A 25,572-nucleotide genomic window follows, 5' to 3' on the forward strand; every position below is an offset into this window, starting at 1 on the left:
AAACAGCAGAGTTACAGTGCACGCGCAAGTAGGCCAATGCCAGGAGTGGGGAGCCAAAGATGTCTGAGCGGGCCCGGCTCAGCCTCGGTGATCTGACTGCAGGGCGTGCCGTGTCGGGCATTGTCACCGGCGGCGACGTCACAGTGGTCGCTGTACAGATGTTCGGGCCGGCGGCGGCGCAGGTGACGTATCGGCGCCCCGACGGCACTGTGGAGGAGCGAATCCTCTACGAGGAGGATGCTGCGCGACTCGCTGAGGTGGCCTGCGGCTCGGTAGGCAGCGGTTTCGACGCGGATCCTGGCTTGTTCCGGCTGGCGGCCGAAGCGTTGCGGATCCGGATGGCTGCGCGCGGCGACGCAATGCTGGCGGTGTCCACCAGTCTCCTCGATCCGCTGCCCCACCAGATCCAGGCTGTCTACAACGAGCTGCTGCCGCGGACCCCGCTGCGTTTCCTCCTCGCTGACGACCCCGGTGCAGGGAAGACCATCATGGCCGGGCTTTACATCAAGGAGCTGGCGCTCCGCGGTGATCTGGAGCGCTGTCTCATCGTCGTGCCGGGAGGACTAGTCGAACAGTGGCAGGACGAGCTGCTCGAGAAGTTCGGCCTCGACTTCACCCTCCTCACCCGGCAGCTGACCGACGCGACGATCGAGGGCAACGTCTTCGATCGTCATCCCCGGCTCATCGCTCGCATGGACGCGTTGGCGCGCTCCGAGGATATGCAGCGGCTGCTCGGGGAGAGCGGGTGGGACCTGGTCGTCGTGGACGAGGCCCACCGGATGAGCGCTAGTTACTTCGGCACGGAGCTGAAGACCACGAAGCGCTACGAGCTTGGTCGCCTCCTTGGTCGCCTCACTCGCCACCTGCTCCTGATGACCGCCACCCCACACGCAGGCAAGGAGGAGGACTTTCAGCTGTTCATGACGCTGCTGGACAGCGACCGGTTCAGCGGCCGCTATCGGGCAGGTATCCACCGGCACGATGTCTCCGGCCTGATGCGACGCATGATCAAGGAGGACCTGCTCACCTTCGATGGCAAGCAACTGTTCCCAGAGCGCCGCGCTTACACCGTGCCGTACGAACTGTCGCCTGCTGAGTATGACCTGTACGAGCAGGTCACGGAGTACGTCCGCCAGGAGATGAACCGGGCGGAGCGGTTGGACGGCCGACGAGGCAACCAGGTCGGTTTCGCGCTTACCGTCCTCCAGCGTCGCCTCGCCTCCAGCCCAGCGGCGATCCACCGGTCCCTAGAACGCAGGCGGATGCGACTGGAGACCCGACGTCAGGAGATGTTGTCGGATCAGACCGTGGCGAACTTGGCCCTTGAGTCCGCACCGTCCATCCCCGTCGAGGACGAGTTGGACGACTTGACCGGTGGCGAGTTGGAGGATCTCGAGGAGCAGGTCGTCGATGCGGCGACCGCCGCCCGCACCCTCCAAGAGCTGGAGCTGGAGATCGCCGCGCTGAGCGAGCTGGAGCGGCTCGCCGCACGGGTACTGGCCTCCGGCGACGACCGCAAGTGGCGGGAGTTGTCGGGGCTGCTCCAGGATGACCCGCTGTTGCGGGATGAGAGAGGGCTGCCGCGCAAGCTGATCATTTTCACCGAGCATCGCGACACTCTTGAGTACCTGTCCCGCCGCATCAGGAATCTGATCGGACGCCCCGAGGGAGTCGTCGCCATCCATGGCGGCACCCCACGCCCACAGCGCCGTGACATCCGCGATGCCTTCAACCAGGACCCCGAAGTTCGCGTTCTTGTCGCTACCGACGCAGCCGGCGAGGGCCTCAACCTCCAGCGCGCTCACCTCATGGTCAACTACGACCTGCCGTGGAACCCCAATCGAATCGAGCAGCGCTTCGGCCGGATCCACCGCATCGGCCAGACCGAGGTTTGCCACCTGTGGAATCTGATTGCCGCCGACACTCGAGAGGGGCAGGTCTTCCAACGACTCCTCGACAAGATCGAGCAGCAGTCGAGAGCATACGACGGCAAGGTCTACAACGTCCTGGGTGAGCTCTTCGAGGGCGAGCCGTTGCGAGGCTTGCTCTTGGAGGCAATCCGCTACGGCGACCGACCTGAGGTCAAGAGCCGCCTGGATCAGGTCATCGACGCCCGGGTAGGTGAGCGGGCAGTGGAGCTGATCAAGGGGCTCGCACTCGACACCCATGTCATGGGGTTGGAGGACGTCGAGGCGGTACGGCTGCGTATGGAGGAGGCTCAAGCCAAGCGGTTGCATCCGCACTACGTACGAGCCTTCTTTCGTGACGCCTTTGACCGTCTCGGTGGTCACCTCAGGGCGCGAGAAAACGGCCGTTTCGAGATCACTCATATTCCGTCCCTCCTGCGCGATACGGGCCGCTTTGGGCTCGGCCTGGGCGGAGTCGTGCAGCGCCGCTATGAACGGGTGTGCTTCGACCGCGAGCGCGTCACTGTGCCTGGCGCCGCCCGGGCCGACCTCATCGCCCCTGGGCACCCGCTCTTCGACGCGGTTCTGGAAGAGACGGTTCACCGGCACGGGGACCTACTCACGCGAGGCGCGGTTCTGATCGACGCCTCCGATGCAGGGACCACCCCCCGACTGTTGACCGCGCTGGTCCAAGAGGTCGTCGATGGGCACGGACGGTCAGTGGACCGTTCCTTTGCGTTCGTGGAGCTGAATCCCGACGGAACGGCCCACGACGCGGGCCCTGCTCCCTATCTGGACTATCGCCCGCCCACGCCCCGGGAGGCCGAGGCGGCAGGGGCGCTACTCACGGATGAGTGGCTCCGAGATGGGGGGCCCGCCCGTGCCATGGACTGGGCCGTGCGGGAGGCCGTCCCGCAGCACCTGAACCGCACCCGGGAACGACTGCTGCCCGTCATCGAGCGTACTCGTGCCCAGGTCGAGCAGCGGCTGCGGCAGGAGATCAGCTTCTGGCATGCGCAGGCCGGAAAACTCGAACTGGATGTTGCCGAGGGCAAGAAAGTCCGTCACCGTCCGGAAACCGCGCGTGCTTGGGCTGAGGACCTTGAGCGCCGCCGTGAGCAACGTTTGGCCGTGCTCGACAAAGACCAGGCTCTTCAGGCCCGCCCGCCAGTAGTGGCGGGCTGCGCGCTCGTTGTACCTGTGGGCTGGCTGGTCAGACACCTTGGCCCTGCCGAGACCCCGGTAGAGAGGGCTGTACTCGCTGCCATGCATGCGGCCGACGGCTACGAGACCGACCGGCGGGCTGTGGCTGCGGTACTCGGCGCCGAGCGTGGCCTTGGGCGCGTCCCTGAAGAGATGGCCCACAACAATCCCGGCTACGACATCCGATCGCTTAGTCTTAACGGTCACCTCGTGCACATCGAGGTGAAGGGTCGCCGAGAGGGCGCAGAGCACTTCTACGTCAGCCGAAACGAGGTCCTCGTCGCCAAGAATCGCGGCGCGCAGCATCGTCTCGCCCTGGTCTCCGTCAGTCCGCGGGGGGCGGAGCACGACGAGATCCGCTACTTGACCGACGCCTTCGCCGACACCGACTTCGGCGACCTGCAGACCGAGGGTGTGCTGCTGTCCTGGCAGGACGCCTGGAACAAGGGAGGAACCCCGCAGTGAGCGGTGCAACCGAAGACACGGCCTCTGCTCCGGAGCGCCGCACCAAGCTCATCGAGGTATCCCTCCCTCTGGAGGCGATCAACAGGGAGTCGGCTCGGGAGAAGTCCATCCGGCACGGGCACCCGTCCACGCTCCACCTGTGGTGGGCGCGCCGGCCGTTGGCGGCTGCGCGTGCGATGCTCTTCGCTCAGCTCGTGGACGACCCGGCTTCGCGGCCTGATCTGTATCCGGGGCTGGAGGAGCAGAAGGCCGAGCGGCAGCGATTGTTCGACCTCATCGAGGAGATGGTGCCTTGGGAGGCCACGCGCGATGAGCGGATCATGCGCAAGGTTCGGGAGAAGATCGCCGAGTCGCATGGTGACGGTCCACTTCCGCCTGTCCTTGACCCCTTCGCCGGCGGTGGGACGATTCCGCTGGAGGCGCACCGGCTGGGGCTTGAGGCTCATGCCAGTGACCTGAATCCGGTGCCGGTTGTCATCAACAAAGCGTTGATCGAGATCCCGCCCAAGTGGGCTGGGTGCAAGCCGGTGTCCCCGACTGCAGAACTGCGCCACGAGGGGAGCTGGCGGGGAGCGAGCGGGCTTGCGGAGGATGTTCGACAATACGGCCGGTGGATGCGGGAGCGGGCATACGCCAAGATCGGCAACCACTATCCGAAGGCCAAACTGGATGATGGGAGCGAGGCAGCAGTCATTGCCTGGCTTTGGGCTCGGACGGTGGCCTGCCCTGACCCGGCTTGTGGGGCCGAGATGCCCTTGGTGAGGTCGTTCTGGCTGAGCAAGAAGAAGGACCGGCCCTGCTATGTCGTCGCTGAACCAGTGGACGGGCGGGTGACGTTTACCATAGGCGGTCCCGAGGGCAAGCCCCGGGAGGGGACTGTAGACGGCAAGGGCGCCGAGTGCCTGATGTGTGGAAACCGGGCCACGCTGAAGTACGTCCGATCCGAGGGCGTGGCTGGGCGGATGGGCGCAATGATGATGGCCGTGGTCGCGGAGGGGAAGCGGCGGCGGGTGTATTCGGCGCCTACGGCGGAGCATGTGGGGGCAGCTGACGTAGCGCGACCTGCTGATGTCCCTGAGTCCGAACTGCCCGATCAGGCCCTCGGCTTCAGGGTGCAGGGGTACGGCATGCGGAAGCATGCAGACCTATTCACCAACCGGCAGCTGATTGCCCTGACGACGTTCAGCGATCTTGTGGGTGAGGCTCGCGAGAAGGTCGAGCAGGATGCGCGGGACGCGGGCTTGGAGGCAGCCGCGGCAGCTGACTACGGCAAGGCAGTGGCAACATATCTCGGTTTCGCCGTTAGCCGGATGTCCGACTACGCGTCGACCATCACCACTTGGGCTAGCAATCCGCAGATGGAGATCCTTCGTGGCACCTTTGCTCGCCAAACCCTCTCGATGACTTGGGATTTTGCTGAAGGCAACGTGTTTGGCCCATCCTCGGGCACCTTGGAGATCATGCTGGCTGCGATCGGTAAGACTCTGGACGCTCTGCCTGCTCAAGACATACAGGGTCACGTCAGCCAAGCGGACGCGAGCCACCGCTCCTACGAGAATTACGTCATCAACACCGATCCCCCCTACTACGACAACATCGGTTACGCCGACCTCGCCGACTTCTTCTATGTCTGGCTTCGCCGCTCACTAGGCGACATCTATCCCGAGGTCATGAGCACGATCCTCACCCCCAAAGAGCCGGAACTCATCGCCACCCCCTACCGCCACGGCGGGAACTGGGAGGCAGCCGAGAAGCACTTCGAACGCGGCTTCGTCGAGACCTTTACGCACATGCGCGCAGGCCACCACCCGGACTACCCGCTCACGGTCTACTACGCGTTTAAGCAGGCGGAGACCGACGCCGAGGACGGCACGGCCTCGACCGGCTGGGAGACGCTGCTCAGCGGCATGATCGAGGCTGGCTGGTCGGTCACCGGCACATGGCCGGTGCGTACCGAGCGAACCGGCCGTTCCCGTGACATCGGCTCCAACGCCCTCGCGTCCTCCGTAGTCCTAGCTTGCCGCCCCCGCCACGTCACCGCCGGCTCAACCGACCGTCGTGGCTTCCTTCGTGCCCTGCGCAGTGAACTCCCAGACAAGCTGCGGAAGCTGCAGGAGGGCAATCTCGCCCCCGTCGACCTCCCTCAGTCCGCGATCGGCCCCGGTATCGCGGTGTTCTCGCGATACTCGAAGGTCACCGAGCCCGACGGCACTCCCATGCGCGTACGCACTGCACTCGGACTCATCAACGACGTCCTCGCCGACGTGCTGAACGAACAAGAGGGCGAGTTCGACCAGGACACCCGGTGGGCGATCCGCTGGTTCGAGCAGTTCCAGTGGAGTAAGGGCACCTTCGGGGACGCCGAGACGCTTGCAAAGGCGTACAACGTGTCCGTAAAAGGGCTCCAGGACGCCCACATCACTGCCTCCGGCGACAGCAAGGTATGGCTCATGGCCCCGGCCGACCTGCCGGAGTCGTACGACCCAGAGACGGACAGCCGTATCTCCGTGTGGGAAGCCGCCATGCACCTGTCCCGGGTGCTGGACGGAAAGGGCGCACAGTCCGGCGTAGGGCCGGCCGGTGAGCTGCTCGCCGGGATCCGGGCGCGCGGGGAATTCGACGAGGATGCCATCCGTGACCTCGCCCACCTGCTCTACAGCATCTGCGACCGACGGCGCTGGTCTGAGAGTGGCCAGCGGTTCAACAACCTCGCCAGTGCCTGGTCCGACCTCCAGACCGAGGCCCGTAACTCCGAGAAGCGCGGCCCGCGCAAACCCCAGCACCAGCCCCTCTTCTGAACGCCCGTCCCACTCACAGGCACCCGGAAAGGCAGGACACCCGCACCATGGCGGTGAACAACCGAGACCGTATCAACCGCATGATCGACATCCTCGGGGAGGGCCTGCTGCCCTTCCTGGAGAGGGAAATGATCAAGCGGCAGGGCGACAACTGGTTCGAGGACGCGGAGAGCGAGGCTCGAGGGCAAGGGAAGCAGATCGGCAGGACCGATCCGCAATTCCTGCTGAACCTCCTCCAGCGATACTGGAGCACCTACTTCCGGCATCTTCTCCCGGCGAGCGCCCGCGGATTCGCCAGTGAGCTGAACGCCGTGCGCAACCAGTGGGCACACAACGAGAAGTTCACCGCGGACGACACCCTGCGCGCGCTGGACACGGCGGAGCGACTGCTGCGGGCCGTGCACGCGGATCCCGTCCTGGTCGAGGAGGTCCGCGAGTCCCGGCAGACGCTGCACCGGCAGGTAACAGAGGAAGAGACGAAGAAGGCGGCTCGCCGCGCGCGTGCCGTGCCGAGCGTGGCCGCTGAGGGGCTGCGGCCCTGGCGTGACGTGCTCACCCCGCACGAGGACGTGGCGCGTGGTGACTTCAACGCCTCCGAGTTCGCCGCCGACCTATGGCGGGTGGCACGCGGCGAGGGCGCCGCGGAGTACACCGAACCCGAGGAGTTCTTCCAGCGGACATACCTCACCGAGGGCCTCGAAGAACTGCTTTCCAAGTCACTGCGCCGGATCAGCGGTGACCCGAACGCCGCCCCCGTCATCAACCTCCAGACCAACTTCGGCGGCGGCAAGACACACTCCATGATGGCGCTGTACCACCTGTACGCGCCGGGCCTGAAGATGAACCGGCTGCCGCAGGACCTTCAGGAGTTGATCGCCGTCGCGCCCGGCGGTGGGCTGCCTGGCGGGACAGTGCACCGGGCCGTGCTGGTCGGTAACGAGCTGGGTATCGGGCAGGCCGACGTCAAGCCCGATGGCACCGTCGTCAACACCATGTGGGGCCAACTCGCCTGGGGGCTCGGCAAGAGGCAGGCATACGACATCATCGCCGAGGCCGACCGCACCAGCACCAGCCCCGGCACCGCACTGCTCCAGGACCTGATCGCCGCCTACGCGCCCTGCGTAATCCTCATCGACGAGTGGGTTCAGTACGCCGGTCCGCTGCTCGGCAACGACAACCTGCCTGCCGGGTCCTTCGAGACACACTTCTCCTTCGCCCAGTCCCTCACCGAGGCCGTCGCCTCCGTCGACGGGGCTCAGTTGCTGGTCTCCATCCCGGCTTCCGCGACTGGCGAGATCAGCGCCGCCGACCAGTACGACATCGGCGGCGAGAACAACCGCACCGCGCTGGAGCGACTCCAGAACGTCGTCCACCGCAAGGCCGACGCTTGGCGCCCCGCCAGCTCCGACGAGTCCTTCGAGATCGTGCGCCGTCGTCTCTTCCAGACCCCCACCAGTGAGGTCCAAGCCGAGATCAACAAGGTGGCGCGGCTGTACACGCAGTTCTACGGCACTGAGAAGCGCGAGTTCCCGGCCGGCTGCGACACCATGGACTACGAGCGGCGAATCAAGTCGACCTACCCGATCCACCCGGAGCTGTTCGCCCGACTGTACGAAGACTGGTCCACGCTGCCCAGGTTCCAGCGCACCCGAGGTGTGCTGCGGCTGATGAGCACGGTCATTCACGCGCTGTGGCGGGACCAGAACCAGAGTCCCATGATCATGCCCGGTGACGTGCCCATACACGACACCCGCGTCAACCAGGAGCTGACGTACTACCTAGAGGACCGCTGGAAGCCGATCATCGACGCCGACGTCGACGGACCGGACTCCACGCCGGCCTCCGTCGATGCCGAGAAGCCCGTGCTCGGGCAACGTGGCATGAGCCGCCGCGTGGCCAGGACCGTCTTCATGGGCTCCGCGCCCCGCGTGCACGCCGCTCGTAAGGGCCTGTCCGAGCCGCACATCCGCCTTGGCATGGCTATCCCCGGCGAGCCGCTGGGTAACTTCCGCACGGCTCTCAACGCCCTCGCCGACCGCTCCACGTACCTCTACGGCGACGGCGAACGCCACTGGTACGACACCCACGCCAACATCACGCGTACGGCCAAGGACGAGGCGAACAAGCTCATCGAGGACCCCGACAGGGTGTGGGCGGACGTGGTGCGCCGACTGAGTGTGGTCCAGGGGGTACGCGGCCAGTTCAGCGCCGTCCACGCAGCGCCGCTGCCCGCGAGCGACATTCCGGATAACGACAACGCGCGCCTGGTGCTGCTACACCCCCGCTTCACGCACCGTAGCGCCCGTGACGTGCCCGACACTGAGGCCCTGAGCTTCGCCCAGGAGGCCCTTGACCAATACCGCTCCAGCACCCGGCAACACCGCAACGCCCTCGTCTTCCTCGCCCCCGACCGCAAGGAGATGGAGGAGGTCGCCGAGGCTGTCCGCGAGTACCTGGGCTGGAAGCAAGTCCTCACACAACACGTCCAGCTCGATCTGACGGAGAACCAGAGGACGCAGGCGAGGACCCGGATGGAAAAGGCTGACGAGACAGTCAGCCTTCGCCTCGGCAAGGCCTACCGGTGGGTCCTTGTTCCCGAGCAGACCCCCGGCACCAAGATCGAATGGGTCAACTTCAAGGTCGACCTGCAAGCCATTGATGACGCGGCCATCCAGGTCGGTGATCGTCTGAAGCGTCAGGGCATGCTTTACGTCCTACAGGCTCCTGCCGTCCTGCACCAGCGGATCAACGACGCCCTGAGCCAGGAGTGGAACCGGGACGGCCACATCTCCGTCGGTCGCCTGTGGGAACTGCACACCAAGTACCCGTACATGAATCGTCTGCGTGACCGCTCAGTCCTAGACCGAGGTATCGAGGACGTCCTGTCCCACGTCACCTGGGAGACGGATGGCTTCGCCCTCTCCACCAGCCATGATCCCGAGGCCGGCCGCTATCTGGGACTTGTCCTGCCCTGCCGCAATGTGTCCTTCGGTCAGATCACCGACAGCACGCTGCTGGTACGAGCCGACGTTGCCATCGCTCAGGAGACCGCGGATCTGGCGGCCGCCGCCCAGCACCAGAAGCAAGCCAATCAGGTCCATGATGCCGACGACGGCACAGGCAGCGCGGCCGAGCAGAGCGCTGGTGGTTCGTCGGCGTCACTACGCCCGGCGCCTGGCGCCCCGGTCCCGGCGCCGACTCCGTTGCCGCGCGTCCCGACCCGCTTCTATGCCCACGCCCGGCTGGACACCGAGCAATACAGCAAGCACGCCACAAAGTACGCCTTCGAAATCCTCCAGCACCTCGAAGCCATCGGGGCGGACGTCGAGGTCACGGTCGAGATCCAAGCGACCGCGCCCGGCGGTTTCCCCGCGGACAAGGTTCGCACCCTCACGGAAAACGCCAACACCCTCAAACTGCAGGCCCAGTTCGAGGAGGAATAGTGTCGGGCCGCGGGCCTGGTGATCCTCACAGGACCCGGGCCTGATCGTTTCGGCTGTCAACGCACTCGATAGGTTGTCAGATCCTGGTAGACCGACTTCGTCCGAGAACACTACGGGGGGACCGCAGGCATGGCCGCACGCAACCGGGACAGAATCGTCCATTTCTATGAGATCGCAGACGCCGACGCTCCCGACGGTGCCCGTCTGCCCCACCGGGATTGGGCAGAGCACATCCGTCGTCTGTGCGCCCAGCCACTGGCCAGGCGCACCGTGCCCGCGGGGGAGGACATCTTGATCGGTGCCGTCGATCCCCATCAGACGGCTCCGCACTTGCTCCTTGCCAAGTCTCGCCAGGACGTACCGCAGCTCATTAATCACGTCGACGGCACCCTCAGTCGGCTCCAGCTTGCCGCCGACAAGGAATTGGTTGACGTTACAACCGTGTACTTCCTGCCCTTCGGCAACGTCGTTGCAACCATGGCCGGCGGCATCTCGGCCCCCCGCGCGCAGGCGCTCAAGCGCTGGCTGGAGGGCATCCGCGTCGCAGCTCCGGACGTCCGCAACCTCGTGCTGCGGCCGGTGGTTAACGCCCGATCCCGGGAGAAACTCCAGCATGCCGTGGCCATCGAGAAACTCACGGTGAAGATCGCTCCCGAGCCCGCTGACAGCCCCTCCACTCTGCGCGCCAGCTCCGACCTCGGCACAGCCATCAGCCGCATGCACACGGACAACCCGGACATGGTCATCACTCTGACCCTGGAGGTCCCGAAGAAGTCGGGCATCCTGTCGACGCGCCGCCGGGCCCGTGGTCACAACCAACTCCTCGGCTCAACAAGGGTTTTCGCGAGTGACATCGAGGACTGGCTGGACAACTCTGACGTCGTTGACACGGCTGCCGCGCAGGCCCGCATGGAGGCCTGGCACAGCGAGGCTGATGACGAGAAGATCGACTTCGTGAGCGAGCGCATCACTGCAAAATGCGTCGTCCCCTTCTCCTCTGGCAATGGCCACGCCATCGACCTGCAGGTGGCCCTGAACAAGCTGGAGGGGGTCTCCCTGGAGAACGAAAGGGTGCTACGGGCCGCTGTCAGTGCCGACATCTAGCCTGGAGGGTAACTGGGGCGAAAGCCCTGGTCGGGGCGCGCGGGGGGGGAGATGCGGCAATGCCGAGCCTTGTGGAAGCGGTTCGCCGGGTTCTTAACGGTTGGCGATCCCGTCCGGTGACGGACTGGCTACTGACGGCAGCTCTCCTCGGCGGGCACGGTTTGCTGGTTGCCCTAACCGGACGCGGTGACATCCTCGGTGCGCCTGAGCGCGAACAACGCTTGACGATGTATACGACTGGCGCCACCGTCGTCGCAGTGGTCGGGAGCTTCGTCACTGCCGCCATTGCTCAGTACGCTTCGGCGAGCGGCCGCCGGATGCGAGTTCTGCGTACCGCGCCTCACTTGGCCTCACAATTCCGGCGGAACTGGGTGAGTGTCCTATCAGCCACTCTGCTCATCTCTGGTACGTGTCTCCTTGCAACCGCCCTCGACACCAAAAGTGACCCGGGCGATGTGCACTGGGCCGTGGAAGGCGCTCTGATCCTCGGTGTCGCTCGGTCCTATCGCCTGCTATGGCTGTTCAACGCTGTCATCCAGGCATCAGATAAAGATCTTGCAGATCTCCCTCAGACAACGGTGCAAGGCCCTCGCTAGCTTGCGGCGGGGTTGCAGCACACAGACGGCTGACACTCGTAGCGCGCTCCGCGTGTCAGCCCCGCTGCGCCTCGACCAGCTGGACCTGGTATCGCGCTGAAACGTTCGAAACGGTCGCACCTGCAATCGCCCTGCCGATGTGCTGACGTGTCAGCACCAGAACAGAGGTCCAGATGGATCGAACTGGATCCAGGCGGACGTTAACGACGCTTTTGCCCCGCCTTCCCAGTTCTCTTGCAGGTCAGCAAGGTAACGATTTCGGGTTCGAATCCCGTTGGGGGCACGCATTACCGTGTGCGAGACTTGTCTCGCACATTGCTTGGTCCTGTGGAGCAGTTTGGAGTGCTCGCCACCCTGTCAAGGTGGAGGCCGCGGGTTCAAATCCCGTCAGGACCGCTGCAGTTCTCAGGAGCTGCGTGGCTGGGTAGCTCAGTTGGTACGAGCGATCGCCTGAAAAGCGATAGGTCGCCGGTTCGATCCCGGCCCCAGCCACCTCCCGGAAGCCCCATCCCCACGGATGGGGCTTCTGCCGTTTCAGCCGACGTCCGGCGTCACCCCGGCCGGGTTCCCCACCGGGGTGACGCTCTCCGTCGGGGCGGCGCTGCCGGTACGGGCCACCTCGGCGGCCTCCTCGATGGCCGAGGTGAAGGTCGCGTCGGGCTGGGCGCCCGCGAGCGGGCGGCCGTTGACGAGGAAGGACGGGGTGGCGGTGGCGCCGAGCCCGTACGCCTCGGCCTGGTCCCTGCTGACCGACTCCGACGCCTGCACGCTGTCGAGGTCGGCGCGGAACTTGTCGAGGTCCTTCACCCCGGCCTCCTTCGCGAGGGCGGTGAGCCGGTCGGGGCCGAACCCCTTCTCCTTGGCACCCTTGGCGTACGCGGCCCGGTGGAACTCCCAGAAGCGCTTCTGGCGGCCCGCGGCCCAGGCGGCGCGGGCGGCGGCCTCGGACTCCGCTCCGGAGATCGGGAAGTTGCGCCATTCGATGCGCAGGGTGCCGTCGGCGACGTAGGCGTCGATCAGGTCCGGCTCGGTGTCCCGGGCGAACGTGCCGCAGTAACCGCACTGGAAGTCGCCGTACTCGACGAGGACGACGAGCGCGTCCGTACGGCCGAGGGCCAGCGGGTCGCCGGGTTCGCGGCGGGCGAGCTTCGCGGTCTCCTCGTACTCCCCCGCGTCGGGCCGGGCCGACACGCCGGCCGCGGCGGGGGACGGGCCGGGGGCGGTGGCCCGGTAGGAGGCGTAACCGAGCAGGGCTGCGGCGAGCACCACGACGGAGCCGTACAGCAGGGGCTTCTTCGACCGGCTCTTCTGGGGCAGGGGCATGCGGCACTCCGGGAGCGTCGTACGGATGCGGGGTGGCGGGAGAAGGGGGGGCCTGCGCGCGGGACGGCGGCTCTACCGGCCGGGCTCGCGGCGGACGGCGGCTATTCGCCTGCCGGAACCGCCGAAGCCAACGGGCCCACCCCAACCGCCGGAGCCGTACCCGCGAGAAGCGGGCCGGGGGGCCGGACATGCCGTACGGGACAAGGCGCGGGCCCCTTCCCGGACGGACTCGGTGGTCGACTGCCGGAAATGCTAGGCCGTGTCCGACAACGCCGCGAGGTGGCGTGCCGAGCGCTGCGGTGCCGGGTGCCGGGGCATCCGCCACGCCCGTGCCCGGCCCGGGGCGTGGCGGATGCGAAATCGGTTCGCCACTCTTCGGGCGCGGGTGAGATCCTGGGATCCGTATGTCTACTTCCTTCGCTGATCTCCAGTCCCAGCTCGGACAGCTCTCGCTCCGTGACGCGCACCGGCTCGGCCGGCGTCTCGAAGGAGCGCGCCGCATCCGCAAGCCCGAGGCCCGTCAGTCCGTCGTGGACGAGATCGCGGCCGAAGCGGGCAAGGCCGCCGAACGGCTCGCCGCGCGCGCCTCCCGGCTGCCCACCGTGTCGTATCCGGACCAGCTTCCGGTCAGCCAGAAGAAGGACGTGATCCTGGAGGCGATACGCGACCACCAGGTCGTGATCGTCGCGGGCGAGACCGGCTCCGGCAAGACCACCCAGATCCCGAAGATCTGCATGGAGCTGGGGCGCGGGGTGCGCGGCATGATCGGCCACACCCAGCCCCGCCGGATCGCGGCCCGCACGGTCGCGGAGCGCGTCGCGGAGGAGCTGGACACACCGCTCGGCGAGACCGTCGGCTGGAAGGTCCGCTTCACCGACCAGGTGAACCCCGAGTCGACCTTCGTGAAGCTGATGACGGACGGCATCCTGCTGGCCGAGATCCAGACGGACCGCGAGCTGCTCGCGTACGACACGATCATCATCGACGAGGCGCACGAGCGGTCGCTCAACATCGACTTCCTCCTCGGCTACCTCGCCCGGCTGCTGCCGAAGCGCCCGGACCTGAAGGTCGTCATCACCTCGGCGACGATCGACCCCGAGCGGTTCGCCCGGCACTTCGGGGACGCCCCGATCGTCGAGGTCAGCGGACGCACCTATCCGGTGGAGGTCCGCTACCGCCCGCTCCTCGAAGAGGGCGGCGAGGACGCCGACCGCGACCAGATCACCGCGATCTGCGAGGCGGTGGACGAGCTCCAGTCCGCCGGCCCCGGCGACGTCCTGGTCTTCCTCTCCGGCGAGCGCGAGATCCGCGACACCGCCGACGCGCTCGGCAAACGCAACCTCCGCCACACCGAGGTGCTCCCCCTCTACGCGCGCCTCTCCCACGCCGAGCAGCACCGGGTGTTCCAGCGGACCCCCAGCGGCATCAGCCGCCGCATCGTGCTGGCGACCAACGTCGCCGAGACCTCGCTGACCGTCCCCGGCATCAAGTACGTGATCGACCCGGGCAACGCCCGCATCTCCCGCTACAGCCACCGCACCAAGGTGCAGCGGCTGCCGATCGAGGCGATCTCGCAGGCCAGCGCCAACCAGCGCAAGGGCCGCTGCGGCCGTACCTCGGACGGCATCTGCATCCGGCTGTACTCCGAGGACGACTTCCTCACCCGGCCGGAGTTCACCGACGCCGAGATCCTGCGGACCAACCTCGCCTCCGTCATCCTCCAGATGACCGCGGCCGGGCTCGGCGACATCGAGAAGTTCCCCTTCATCGACCCGCCGGACCACCGCAACATCCGCGACGGTGTGCAGCTGCTCCAGGAGCTGGGGGCGCTGGACCCGGAGGAGAAGGACGCGCGCAAGCGGCTGACCCCGCTCGGCCGCAAGCTCTCGCAGCTCCCGGTGGACCCGCGCCTCGCCCGTATGGTCATCGAGGCCGACCGCAACGGCTGTGCCCGCGAGGTCATGGTCATCGCCGCCGCGCTCTCCATCCAGGACCCGCGCGAGCGGCCCTCGGACAAGCAGACGCAGGCCGACCAGCAGCACGCCCGGTTCAAGGACGAGACCTCGGACTTCCTGGCGTACCTGAAGCTCTGGGAGTACGTCCGCGAGCAGCAGCGGGAGCGCGGCTCCTCCAGCTTCCGCCGGATGTGCAAGCAGGAGTACCTGAACTTCCTGCGCATCCGCGAGTGGCAGGACATCTACTCCCAACTCCGCACGGTCGCACGGCAGATGGACATCAAGGTCGAGGAGCCGGTGGCGGACGCGGGCATCCCCGAGCAGGCGGTGCACACCTCGCTGCTGGCCGGCCTGCTCTCGCACATCGGCCTCAAGGACACCGAGAAGAACGAGTACCTGGGCGCGCGCAGCGCCAAGTTCGCGATCTTCCCGGGCTCCTCACTCTTCAAGAAGCAGCCCCGGTTCGTGATGTCGGCCGAGTTGGTGGAGACCTCGCGGCTCTGGGCGCGCGTCAACGCGAAGGTCGAGCCGGAGTGGATCGAGCCGGTCGCCCAGCACCTGCTGAAGCGCACCTACAGCGAGCCGCACTGGGAGAAGGACCAGGCGGCGGTGATGGCGTACGAGCGGGTCACACTCTACGGGGTACCGATCATCGCCCAGCGCAAGATCAATTTCGGCCGAATCGACCAGGAGGCGTCCCGGGACCTCTTCATCCGGAACGCGCTCGTCGAGGGCGACTGGCGGACGCACCACCAGTTCTTCCACGACAACCGCAAACTCCTCGGCGAGGTCGAGGAGTTGGAGCACCGCGCCCGGCGCCGCGACATCCTCGTGGACGACGAGACGCTCTTCGACTTCTACGACCAGCGCATCCCCGAGCACATCGTCTCGGGCGCGCACTTCGACTCGTGGTGGAAGCACAAGCGCCGGGACGAGCCGGAGGCCCTGGACTTCGAGCGCTCCATGCTCATCAACGAGAAAGCCGGGGCCGTCACCAAGGACGACTACCCGGACTCCTGGCGGCAGGGGAAGCTCAAGTTCAAGGTGACGTACCAGTTCGAGCCCGGCGCGGACGCGGACGGCGTGACCGTCCACATCCCGCTCCAGGTGCTCAACCAGGTCACCTCCGAGGGCTTCGACTGGCAGATCCCGGGCCTGCGCGAGGAGGTCGTCACCGAGCTGATCCGCTCGCTGCCCAAGGCGATCCGCCGCCACTACGTACCGGCCCCGAACTACGCGGAGAAGTTCCTGGACCGGGCCGTCCCGCTCCAGGAGCCGCTGCCCGCCACGCTCGCCCGCGAGCTCCAGCGGATGGTCGGGGTGCCGGTCACCGCGGACGACTTCGACCTGGGGCGCGTACCGGAACACCTGAAGATCACGTTCCGGATCGTCGACGAGCGGCGCCGCAAGGTCGCCGAGGACAAGGACCTGGAGGCGCTCAAGCTCCGGCTGCGCCCCAAGGCCCGCCAGGCGCTCTCCCAGGCCGCCGCGGCCACCGCCGGGCCCTCCGGCGTCTCCATCGAGCGTTCGGGGCTCACCAGCTGGTCCATCGGCACGCTGGAGCGCGTCTTCGAGACCCGGCGGGCCGGGCAGCCGGTCAAGGCGTACCCGGCACTGGTGGACCAGGGCGAGACGGTCGCCGTCCGGCTCTTCGACACCGAGGCCGAGCAGCAGCAGGCGATGTGGCGCGGCACCCGGAAGCTGATCCTGCTGAACATCCCGGTGAACCCCGCGAAGTTCGCCTCGGACAAGCTCACCAACCAGCAGAAGCTGGCCCTGTCGCGCAATCCGCACGGCTCGGTGCAGGCGCTCTTCGAGGACTGCGCCACCGCCGCCGCCGACCGCCTGATCGCCGCCCACGGCGGCCCCGCCTGGGACGAGGCGGCCTTCAAGACCCTGTACGACAAGGTCCGCGCCGACCTGGTGGACCTCACGGTCCGCACGGTCGGCCAGGTCCAGCAGATCCTGGCCGCCTGGCAGGCCTGCGAGCGCCGTCTGAAGGCCACCAACAGCCTGACGCTGATGAACAACGTCGCCGACGTGACGGACCAGCTGGCGCGCCTCGTGCCGGCCGGGTTCGTCACCGCGACCGGACTGCGCAGGCTGCCCGACCTGATGCGCTACCTCGTCGCGGCTGACCGCCGGCTCCAGCAGATGCCGACCTCCGTCCAGCGCGACACCACGCGCATGGAGAAGGTCCACGAGATGCAGGACGAGTACGCCTGGCTGCTGGAGCAGCTGCCGCAGGGGCGGCCGGTGCCGCAGGAGGTCCTGGACATCCGCTGGATGATCGAGGAGCTGCGGGTGAGCTACTTCGCGCACGCGCTGGGGACGGCTTTCCCGGTGTCGGACAAGCGGATCGTGAAGGCGATCGACGCCGCCGCACCGTAGGAGAACGCCCTGCTCACACCCCTCGCCGAGGTGTGAGCAGGGCGTCACCCCGAGTGAATTCGACCTGGCCCGCCAACCTCCTGTACAGTCCTGTTTCGCAGCCGGACGAGAGTACGGAAGCGAAGAACAACAGCAAGGTCCTGTGGAGCAGTTTGGAGTGCTCGCCACCCTGTCAAGGTGGAGGCCGCGGGTTCAAATCCCGTCAGGACCGCAGCAGTCGAAAGCCCGGATCATCTCGATCCGGGCTTTCACGCGTTCCGGGGGCGCTTCCACCGGGGCGCTTCCACCGGGGCGCTTCCACCGGGGCGCTTCCACCGGAGCTCTTCCACCGGAGCGCTTCGCCCGGGGCGGCGGCCGGACGCTCCCGTGGTGCGTGGGCCGGTTTCCGCGGCGTTGCGGGCACGGAACGAACGGCTCCGGAACGAACGGGGCATGCCGTTCCCTTCGCGGCCGTTCCCTTCGCCGGCCGAGGCCGTCCCGCCACGGCCCGGGCGTTCGCCGCCCCCGCCCGACCGCCCCCACCGGTCACCGCCCGCCCGCTCGCGCCCCACGAGTGCCCCGACGGACACCTGGCGGGCGCTCCGGCCCCCGGGGCCCGCAGAGCCCCCCGGAGACGCTCCGGAGCGGGGGAGCGGCCCGGAACGGCCCCTCAACGCCCGCCGGGGGTCGCCGGGCCCGCGAGAGCACCCTCCGAGGGGCCGCACGGGCACCCGGCCCGCACCGGCGGGTCCGCGCGGCGGCCACCGCGGTGCCCTCCGGGCCCCCGGGGAGGGCGCGGTGGCCACCCGGGCCAAGGGCGAAAGTCCCCACGGCCCGTGACCATCGGCGGAGTTCCCCGGCTTCCCGCAGTGGCAGGCTGGATGTTGGCAAGCGGCAGGGAGTGTGACGGGAGTCACCGAACCAGTTTTTGGACAGTGTGGCTTTACCCTCTCCATACAACGGCCGAATTTAATATGTGCAATTGCACCTCCCCCGGGCACTCTCCTGGAATCCATCCCTCCGGTTTCTCCCCACCCGTACGGGTAGCTCCCCCGCCTCCGGACAGACTCCTTCACCGGGTCACACAGAGAACCCCACACCTGCCCACACCCCCCGCCCGCACCGGTCGCGGGAGCCGCGTGGCAGGCTGTACGGAGAAACCCGGGAAGCGGCCGGAAAGCGCCTCGGCGAGGCGCCCGGCGCCCGCCGGAGCGGGGACGGCGCCCCGTACCGGCCGCACCCGCCGGCCGCACGTTCCGGGCGCACACCCCGGTCGGCCATGACGGCCGCACATGCCTCCCACCCGTGCCACCAGGGCTTTCACCGGGGCCCCCAGGGCGCTCGGGCACAAAAAAAGATCGCGCTGGACCCGGCGGAGTCCAGCGCGATCTTCACGACGTACCCGCATCGCACAGGTATGGCGCCCGTTGGGGCGGGCGCCCGTCGTATGGAGCTATGGGTGAGCGGCTGCGGTTGGGGGGCCGTCAGCTGCCCGGTCGTGATGCGGCGACAGGGGTTCTTCAGGCCTCGCTGCGCTGCTGCGGAATACCCGCAAGCAGTGCGCGGACCTCTGCCTCGCGGTATCGGCGATGTCCACCGAGCGTGCGGATGGACGTGAGCTTGCCAGCCTTGGCCCAACGGGTGACCGTCTTCGGGTCCACGCGGAACATCGTGGCAACCTCAGCCGGGGTCAGCAGCGGCTCGGCATCAGGGGTGCGAGCGGTCATGAGCGGCCTCCTCGGGAGAACCGAACCATCTCGGTTCTTTCCTCTAAATTCTGCACCTTGGCCCACGTTGCCCGAAATGGCGGACGGGGGCCGAGTCGGTTATAGGACGAACGGCTTGTCCTCGGCACTACAACTACACCATCCGTCCAGCCACGTCGGCCAAACCGATGGAATTGCCCTCCCAGGTGTTCATCAGCGACGGAAGCCGATGGACCATGCCATAGCGGACAGTCACGCGTCAGTAACGATCAGTCACAGAGCGATCAGGAGTCACTAGACCCCCCATAGCGTGCAATGCAGAGCAATCCGCCCATAGTTGGACGGACAGAGTCCTCCCCGGACTCCTTGTCCTATTTTGGCACGAGGGGTAGGGATGGACGCAAGGGCGCCCTTAGTGCCGTCCGTCACGCTTGCGGCCATTGGACCGGTTCAGGACGTAAGACCTAGGCCGGAGGACGTAGCCCCCCGTCCCGCCAATCCCGCACGTCACAGGAGACGCATCCCACGGGCCGTCAGCCGGGCCTGGGAGCCCGCCCGGCCCGCACCGGATCACGTCCCGGTCCGGCACCTCTCGACCCGCCCCGTGGGTTCGCGTGCGTGCTCGCACGTCTCCTCGGCGATCATCGGCTTCCTCAACTCCCTTCCCGGTCACGGCCGCCCGTCCGGGCCGGCCTTCCTGGCGAAGGAGGCGGTTGGCGCGCCTTGGCACGATTCCATCCGATTGGCCTGCTTGCGACCGCCTCGGCATGAGGTTGCCCCGGTTCGGACCTTTCATGCCACCGTGGTCCGATTCGCATCCATTGGTGGTGCGGTGCGCCGACACATGTTGACGCCGGACAGCCCTCTCCCCGTTCACTTCACGAAGCCGCGGCACCCGGCCCCCTGCACGAAGCGCACCCCCACGGCGCCAGGACCGGGGGCCGCCCGCGCCCCCGGGCGCCCGGACCGGTGCGCGCCCGCGACCCCGGGCACCTCCGTCGGCGGGCCGCTCGCCCGTCAGTTGGCGGACCGGAGGTCCCGCACCGCCCGCCAGCGCTCCGCCAGCCGCCCGTACGCCTCCGCGGCGCGGTCGTTGTCGCCCGCGCGCAGCGCCGCGAGGCCCTCGGCCACGTCCGCCGCCGACCGGTCACCGGCGAGCCGGGCCGCCGGCACCGCGTGCACCAGTCCCCCGTAGTCCAGTTCGACCAGCGAACGGGGGTGGAACTCCTCCAGCCAGCGGCCCACGTCGACCAGCCCGTCCGCCAACGGGCCGTCGTCCACGGTCTCGCGCAGGGTCCGCAACCCGCGCGCCAGCCTGCGCCGCGCCTGCACCATGGGCGTCCGGTACCGCAGCGCGGCCGGTCCGCCCGCGCCGTCCGGCGCCCCGTACTCACGCTCCTCGTCGGTGAAGAGCACGAACCAGCGGACCGGTACGTGCCACACCGCCGTCCTGATCCAGGGCCGCGCGTCGGGGTTCCGGCGCTGCCACCGCTCGTGGTCGGCGGTCTGCTGCTCCCGGACCACCGGAGGCAGCACCGCGTCCAGCACATTGGCCGGAAACAGCCCCCCGAGCTCCTCCAGGGCCAGCCATCCGCGCAGCCGGGTCCGCCACGGGCAGACGCAGACCACCCCGTCGAGCTCCGCGACGAAGGCGTCCGCGCTCTCGTGGGGGCTCACCCCGACCGGCGGCGTGGGCACCAAGTCGGCCAGCGCGCGGCGGAGTTCGTCCTGCGCCGTGGGGAACTCGGTGCGTTGCGCGTAACGCGCCCAGTGCGCGCGCTCGGCCTCCGGGAAGGCGGCGAGGGGCTCGTACACCCGCAGATAGGACGTGTAAGGGACGAGCACTGAAGACACCACCGACATGAAGCTGATCGTGTCACGCCCGTACTCCCTCAGGGGGTGATCCCCGGCAGAGAGGCGATCCGCCGCGGGAGCAGCGCCTACGCTCTGAACCGGACGGGCCGGTCCGCCGGTCCGCCGGGGGCTTCCCACCCGCAGAAGTCCCCTTCCGCCGCTTCGTACTTGGGAGTCACCACCGTGACCGATGTGACCGGCGCACCCGTCGACGTGCTGCGCACCCTGTTCCACTCGGACCAGGGTGGACACGAGCAGCTCGTCGTCTGCCAGGACCGGGCCAGCGGCCTCAAGGCCGTCATCGCCCTCCACTCCACCGCCCTGGGCCCCGCCCTTGGCGGTACCCGCTTCCACCCGTACGCCACCGAGGCGGAGGCCGTCGCCGACGCGCTGAACCTCGCGCGCGGGATGTCGTACAAGAACGCCATGGCCGGGCTGGACCACGGCGGCGGCAAGGCCGTCGTCATCGGCGACCCGGACCTCGTGAAGACCGAGGAACTCCTGCTCGCCTACGGCCGGTTCGTGGCCTCGCTCGGCGGACGGTACGTCACCGCCTGCGACGTCGGGACGTACGTCGAGGACATGGACGTCGTCGCCCGCGAGTGCCGCTGGACCACCGGCCGCTCCCCCGAGAACGGCGGCGCCGGGGACTCGTCGGTGCTCACCGCGTTCGGTGTCTTCCAGGGGATGCGGGCCTCGGCCCAGCACCTGTGGGGCGACCCGACCCTGCGCGGCCGGAAGGTCGGCGTCGCGGGCGTCGGGAAGGTCGGCCGGCACCTGGTCCGGCACCTGCTGGAGGACGGGGCGCAGGTCGTCGTCACGGACGTGCGCGAGGAGTCGGTGCGCCGGATCACCGACGCCCACCCCGAGGTCACCGTCGTGGCGGACACCGACGCGCTGATCCGCACCGAGGGGCTCGACATCTACGCCCCCTGCGCGCTCGGCGGCGCGCTGGACGACACCACGGTGCCGGTGCTCACGGCGAAGGTGGTGTGCGGCGCGGCCAACAACCAGCTCGCGCACCCGGGGGTGGAGAAGGACCTCGCGGACCGCGCGATCCTCTACGCCCCGGACTACGTGGTGAACGCCGGCGGGGTGATCCAGGTCGCCGAGGAGCTGCACGGCTTCGACTTCGAGCGGGCCAGGGCGAAGACGGCGAAGATCTTCGACACCACGCTGGAATTGTTCGCACTCGCGAAGGCGGACGGGGTTCCGCCGGCCGCCGCCGCGGACCGGATCGCCGAGCGGCGGATGGCCGGAGCAGCTCGCTCCCCGCGCGCCTGACCGGGACGGCCCGCCCGCCGGCCGGAGCGGAGGGAACCGTTCCGGAGTCTCGCTCTCCGGGACGGTTCCGGCCGGTGGGAGGGCGCACGGAACCTGCGAGACAAGACTCACGCCGGTCGGCGGGTCGTACGCCAAGAAGAGGTTAAAATCGCAGTTGACCAGCGAGGACGGAGCTCCTCATTGGTCCTGTACCGGGGCGCAAGACGCGGGCGGCGTACCGTATGGCCACGGAAGCAGGTACCGTTGAAGCTCTACGGGCACGGACTCTCATCCGAGAGGCCGTCCCGAAACATGAACGCGTGTCAAGACTCTGGGGCCGTCGAGCCCCGTCACCGAGGGGGTCGAGCCATGGGGCGCGGCCGGGCAAAGGCCAAGCAGACAAAGGTCGCCCGCCAGCTGAAGTACAGCAGCGGCGGAACCGACCTCACACGTCTGGCCAATGAGCTGGGCGCATCACCTTCGAGTCAGCCACCGAACGCCGAGCCGTTCGAGGACGACGACGAGGACGATGACCCGTACGCACAGTACGCGGATCTTTACAACGACGACGAGGACGAGGACGACGAGTCCGGTCCCTCGTCCCAGCGCCGCGGCGCTTGACCTCGCGCTGACACAACAACCCGGTCCGGGCCTGTCCCGGACCGGGTTCTGTGCTGTCCGGTCACGGTCGGGCCGTGGTGTTCGGGTCCATGGTGCACGGGGCCGCGATGTTCCGGGCCGTGGTGTCCGGCGTTGCCCACGCCCGGTCCGGCCCGGGCCGACGCGACGGCACCGCCAGGTTCCCGCCGGGTGGCCGCATCCGCCGTGCGGACCCCGCCGGCGGGCGGGCGGACGATCCCCGAGTCGCCCCGCCCCGCCCGGTCCCGGCGGTTTCGCGTGTGATCAGCGGGCGTAGTCGCCGGTCAGCTCGGCGCCCGTGGCGTGGTCGCCGCGGTCGGTGATCTCGCCGGCTACCCAGGAGTCGACCCCGCGGTCGGCCAGCGTCGTCAGGGCCACGTCCACGGAGTCGGCCGGGACGATCGCGATCATGCCGACGCCCATGTTCAGCGTCTTCTCCAGCTCCAGCCGCTCGACCTTGCCGGCCTTGCCGACCAGGTCGAACACCGCGCCCGGGGTCCAGGTGGACCGGTCCACGGTGGCGTGCAGCCCGTCCGGGACGACCCGGGCCAGGTTGTTCGCCAGGCCGCCGCCGGTGACGTGGCTGAAGCCGTGCACCTCGGTCGTACGGGTGAGGGCGAGGCAGTCCAGCGAGTAGATCCGGGTGGGCTCCAGAAGCTCCTCGCCGAGGGTCCGGCCGAACTCCTCCACCTGGCGGTCCAGGGTCCAGCCGGCCCGGTCGAACACCACGTGGCGCACGAGCGAGTACCCGTTGGAGTGAAGACCGGACGAGGCCATGGCGATGACCGCGTCACCCTTACGGATGCGCTCGGGGCCGAGCAGGCGGTCGGCCTCGACCACGCCCGTACCCGCGCCGGCGACGTCGAAGTCGTCCGGGCCGAGAAGCCCCGGGTGCTCGGCCGTCTCGCCGCCGACCAGGGAGCAGCCGGCGAGGACGCAGCCCTCGGCGATGCCCTTCACGATCGCCGCGACACGCTCGGGGTGCACCTTGCCGACGCAGATGTAGTCGGTCATGAAGAGCGGTTCGGCGCCGCAGACCACGAGGTCGTCGACGACCATGCCCACCAGGTCGTGGCCGATGGTGTCGTAGACGCCCATCTGCCGCGCCAGGTCGACCTTCGTGCCGACGCCGTCGGTCGCGGAGGCCAGCAGCGGGCGCTCGTAGCGCTTGAGGGCGGAGGCGTCGAAGAGTCCGGCGAAACCGCCGAGCCCGCCGAGACCCTCGGTCTCGGGGCGCTTCGTCTTCTTCACCCACTGCTTCATCAGCTCGACCGCGCGGTCGCCGGCCTCGATGTCGACGCCGGCCGCCGCGTAGGAAGCACCTGTTGTCTCAGACATTGCCCGGGATCTTTCGTGTGGGAATACGGGGCTGGAAGAAACGCCGGTCGGTCCGGATCACGGACGCCGCAGCGCGTCGGCCGCCGCGGTGGCGGCGGGGCCGGCGGCCAGCTCGGTCTCCAGCAGCTGCTTGCCGAGCAGCTCCGGGTCCGGAAGCTCCATCGGGTATTCACCGTCGAAGCAGGCGCGGCAGAGGTTGGGCTTCTGGATCGTCGTCGCCTCGATCATCCCGTCGAGCGAGATGTACGAGAGCGAGTCGGCACCCAGCGACGTGGCGATCTCGTCGACGGACATGCCGTTGGCGATGAGCTCGGCGCGGGTCGCGAAGTCGATGCCGAAGAAGCAGGGCCACTTGACCGGCGGGGACGAGATCCGGATGTGGATCTCGGCGGCACCGGCCTCGCGGAGCATCCGGACCAGCGCGCGCTGGGTGTTGCCGCGGACGATCGAGTCGTCGACGACCACCAGGCGCTTGCCCTTGATGACTTCCTTGAGCGGGTTCAGCTTCAGACGGATGCCCAGCTGACGGATGGTCTGCGAGGGCTGGATGAAGGTCCGGCCGACGTAGGCGTTCTTGACCAGACCGGCGCCGAACGGGATACCGCTGGCCTCGGCGTAACCGATCGCGGCGGGGGTGCCGGACTCCGGTGTCGCTATGACCAGGTCCGCCTCGACGGGGGACTCGGCGGCGAGGCGCCGGCCCATCTCGACGCGGGAGAGGTAGACGTTCCGCCCGGCGATGTCGGTGTCGGGGCGTGCCAGGTAGACGTACTCGAAGACGCAGCCCTTGGGCTTCGCTTCCGCGAAGCGGGAGGTGCGCAGACCGTTCTGGTCGATGGCGACGAGTTCGCCCGGCTCGATCTCGCGGACGTAGCTGGCGCCGCAGATGTCGAGGGCGGCGGACTCCGACGCGACGACCCAGCCGCGCTCCAGGCGGCCGAGGACGAGCGGGCGGATGCCCTGCGGGTCCCGGGCGGCGTAGAGGGTGTGTTCGTCCATGAAGACGAGCGAGAAGGCGCCGCGGACCTGGGGAAGCACCTTGGTGGCGGCTTCCTCGATCGTGAGCGGATTGCCCTCCTCGTCGGTCTGCCCGGCGAGCAGCGCGGTCACGAGGTCGGTGTCGTTGGTCGCGGCGACCTGGGTGGCGCGGCCGTCCTTGCGCGGCAGGTCGGCGACCATCTCCGCGAGCTGGGCCGTGTTGACCAGGTTGCCGTTGTGGCCGAGGGCGATCGAGCCGTGCGCGGTGGCACGGAACGTCGGCTGCGCGTTCTCCCACACCGAGGCACCGGTGGTGGAGTAGCGGGCATGACCGACCGCGATATGGCCCTGGAGCGACCCCAGAGACGTTTCGTCGAAGACCTGCGAGACCAGTCCCATGTCCTTGAAGACCAGGATCTGGGACCCGTTGCTCACTGCGATGCCCGCGGACTCCTGTCCACGGTGCTGCAGGGCATACAGTCCGAAATAGGTGAGCTTGGCGACCTCTTCGCCGGGAGCCCAGACACCGAAGACGCCGCAAGCGTCCTGGGGGCCCTTCTCGCCGGGGAGCAGGTCGTGGTTGAGTCGTCCATCACCACGAGGCACGCCACCGAGTGTAGGCGAGGTCGA

Annotated in this window: 12 protein-coding genes and 3 tRNA genes; 10 read left to right on the top strand and 5 right to left on the bottom strand. The window is 68.3% G+C overall.

The genetic code is table 11. From position 1 onward, the window contains the following. Positions 1-59 precede the first annotated feature (59 nt). The 6 genes from OG599_RS15995 (at position 60) to OG599_RS16020 (ending at position 12,008) form a co-directional block, all read left to right on the top strand. On the top strand, positions 60-3,575 hold the full coding sequence (locus OG599_RS15995) for a helicase-related protein (protein WP_327176652.1): 3,516 nt from the start codon (positions 60-62) through the stop codon (positions 3,573-3,575). Continuing rightward, positions 3,572-6,373: a DUF1156 domain-containing protein gene (locus tag OG599_RS16000; RefSeq protein WP_327176653.1), complete on the top strand. Its 2,802-nt coding sequence runs from the start codon at positions 3,572-3,574 to the stop codon at positions 6,371-6,373. Before OG599_RS15995 ends, OG599_RS16000 begins: the two co-directional genes overlap by 4 nt. A 47-nt stretch (positions 6,374-6,420) precedes the next feature. Next, positions 6,421-9,816, top strand: a complete 3,396-nt coding sequence (locus OG599_RS16005) for a DUF499 domain-containing protein (RefSeq protein WP_327176654.1) — start codon at positions 6,421-6,423, stop codon at positions 9,814-9,816. 129 nt (positions 9,817-9,945) lie between these two features. After that, positions 9,946-10,920: a hypothetical protein gene (locus OG599_RS16010; protein ID WP_327176655.1), complete on the top strand. Its 975-nt coding sequence runs from the start codon at positions 9,946-9,948 to the stop codon at positions 10,918-10,920. A 917-nt stretch (positions 10,921-11,837) separates the two neighbouring features. Then, positions 11,838-11,912, top strand: a tRNA-Asp gene (locus OG599_RS16015). A 22-nt stretch (positions 11,913-11,934) separates the two neighbouring features. Continuing rightward, positions 11,935-12,008, top strand: a tRNA-Phe gene (locus OG599_RS16020). A gap of 42 nt (positions 12,009-12,050) precedes the next feature. On the opposite strand, the gene OG599_RS16025 is transcribed toward OG599_RS16020, so the two are convergent. Further along, positions 12,051-12,839: a DsbA family protein gene (locus OG599_RS16025; protein WP_327176656.1), complete on the bottom strand. Its 789-nt coding sequence runs from the start codon at positions 12,837-12,839 to the stop codon at positions 12,051-12,053. A gap of 404 nt (positions 12,840-13,243) precedes the next feature. Here OG599_RS16025 and hrpA point away from each other — a divergent pair, with 404 nt between their 5' ends. Both hrpA and OG599_RS16035 read left to right on the top strand, forming a co-directional pair. Continuing rightward, positions 13,244-17,185 (top strand): ATP-dependent RNA helicase HrpA, encoded by a 3,942-nt coding sequence (gene hrpA, locus OG599_RS16030; RefSeq protein WP_327176657.1) that lies wholly within the window; start codon positions 13,244-13,246, stop codon positions 17,183-17,185. A 136-nt stretch (positions 17,186-17,321) separates the two neighbouring features. Then, a tRNA-Asp gene (locus OG599_RS16035) sits at positions 17,322-17,396 on the top strand. Between the two features lie 1,288 nt (positions 17,397-18,684). Here the strand turns inward: OG599_RS16035 and bldC are convergent. Together bldC and OG599_RS16045 are read right to left on the bottom strand one after the other, a co-directional pair. Further along, a complete protein-coding gene (gene bldC / locus OG599_RS16040) occupies positions 18,685-18,891 on the bottom strand; it encodes a developmental transcriptional regulator BldC (protein WP_003949541.1) in 207 nt (68 codons plus the stop codon). 996 nt (positions 18,892-19,887) lie between these two features. Continuing rightward, positions 19,888-20,733: a hypothetical protein gene (locus OG599_RS16045; protein ID WP_327176658.1), complete on the bottom strand. Its 846-nt coding sequence runs from the start codon at positions 20,731-20,733 to the stop codon at positions 19,888-19,890. 174 nt (positions 20,734-20,907) lie between these two features. Between OG599_RS16045 and OG599_RS16050 the strand changes: the two genes are divergently transcribed. Both OG599_RS16050 and OG599_RS16055 read left to right on the top strand, forming a co-directional pair. After that, positions 20,908-22,008 (top strand): Leu/Phe/Val dehydrogenase, encoded by a 1,101-nt coding sequence (locus OG599_RS16050; RefSeq protein ID WP_327176659.1) that lies wholly within the window; start codon positions 20,908-20,910, stop codon positions 22,006-22,008. A gap of 348 nt (positions 22,009-22,356) precedes the next feature. Then, positions 22,357-22,608 carry a DUF3073 domain-containing protein gene (locus OG599_RS16055; protein WP_327176660.1) on the top strand — a complete coding sequence of 84 codons (252 nt, stop codon included), beginning with the start codon at positions 22,357-22,359 and terminating at the stop codon, positions 22,606-22,608. A gap of 282 nt (positions 22,609-22,890) precedes the next feature. Here OG599_RS16055 and purM read toward each other — a convergent pair whose 3' ends face one another. Next, positions 22,891-23,964, bottom strand: a complete 1,074-nt coding sequence (gene purM, locus OG599_RS16060) for a phosphoribosylformylglycinamidine cyclo-ligase (RefSeq protein ID WP_327176661.1) — start codon at positions 23,962-23,964, stop codon at positions 22,891-22,893. A 57-nt stretch (positions 23,965-24,021) separates the two neighbouring features. Then, positions 24,022-25,548, bottom strand: coding sequence for an amidophosphoribosyltransferase (gene purF, locus OG599_RS16065; RefSeq protein WP_327176662.1), 1,527 nt, complete (start codon positions 25,546-25,548; stop codon positions 24,022-24,024). Between the last annotated feature and the right edge of the window lie 24 nt (positions 25,549-25,572).

This window comes from Streptomyces sp. NBC_01335 (assembly GCF_035953295.1).
In the GTDB taxonomy this organism is placed as follows: domain Bacteria; phylum Actinomycetota; class Actinomycetes; order Streptomycetales; family Streptomycetaceae; genus Streptomyces.

Bases quoted from the DNA above. Each gene is read 5' to 3' on its own strand.
- OG599_RS15995 (WP_327176652.1), top strand. From the start codon at position 60: ATGTCTGAGCGGGCCCGGCTCAGCCTCGGTGATCTGACTGCAGGGCGT.
- OG599_RS16045 (WP_327176658.1), bottom strand. From the start codon at position 20,733: ATGTCGGTGGTGTCTTCAGTGCTCGTCCCTTACACGTCCTATCTGCGG.
- OG599_RS16025 (WP_327176656.1), bottom strand. From the start codon at position 12,839: ATGCCCCTGCCCCAGAAGAGCCGGTCGAAGAAGCCCCTGCTGTACGGC.
- OG599_RS16010 (WP_327176655.1), top strand. From the start codon at position 9,946: ATGGCCGCACGCAACCGGGACAGAATCGTCCATTTCTATGAGATCGCA.
- bldC (WP_003949541.1), bottom strand. From the start codon at position 18,891: ATGACCGCTCGCACCCCTGATGCCGAGCCGCTGCTGACCCCGGCTGAG.
- OG599_RS16005 (WP_327176654.1), top strand. From the start codon at position 6,421: ATGGCGGTGAACAACCGAGACCGTATCAACCGCATGATCGACATCCTC.
- purM (WP_327176661.1), bottom strand. From the start codon at position 23,964: ATGTCTGAGACAACAGGTGCTTCCTACGCGGCGGCCGGCGTCGACATC.
- OG599_RS16055 (WP_327176660.1), top strand. From the start codon at position 22,357: ATGGGGCGCGGCCGGGCAAAGGCCAAGCAGACAAAGGTCGCCCGCCAG.
- hrpA (WP_327176657.1), top strand. From the start codon at position 13,244: ATGTCTACTTCCTTCGCTGATCTCCAGTCCCAGCTCGGACAGCTCTCG.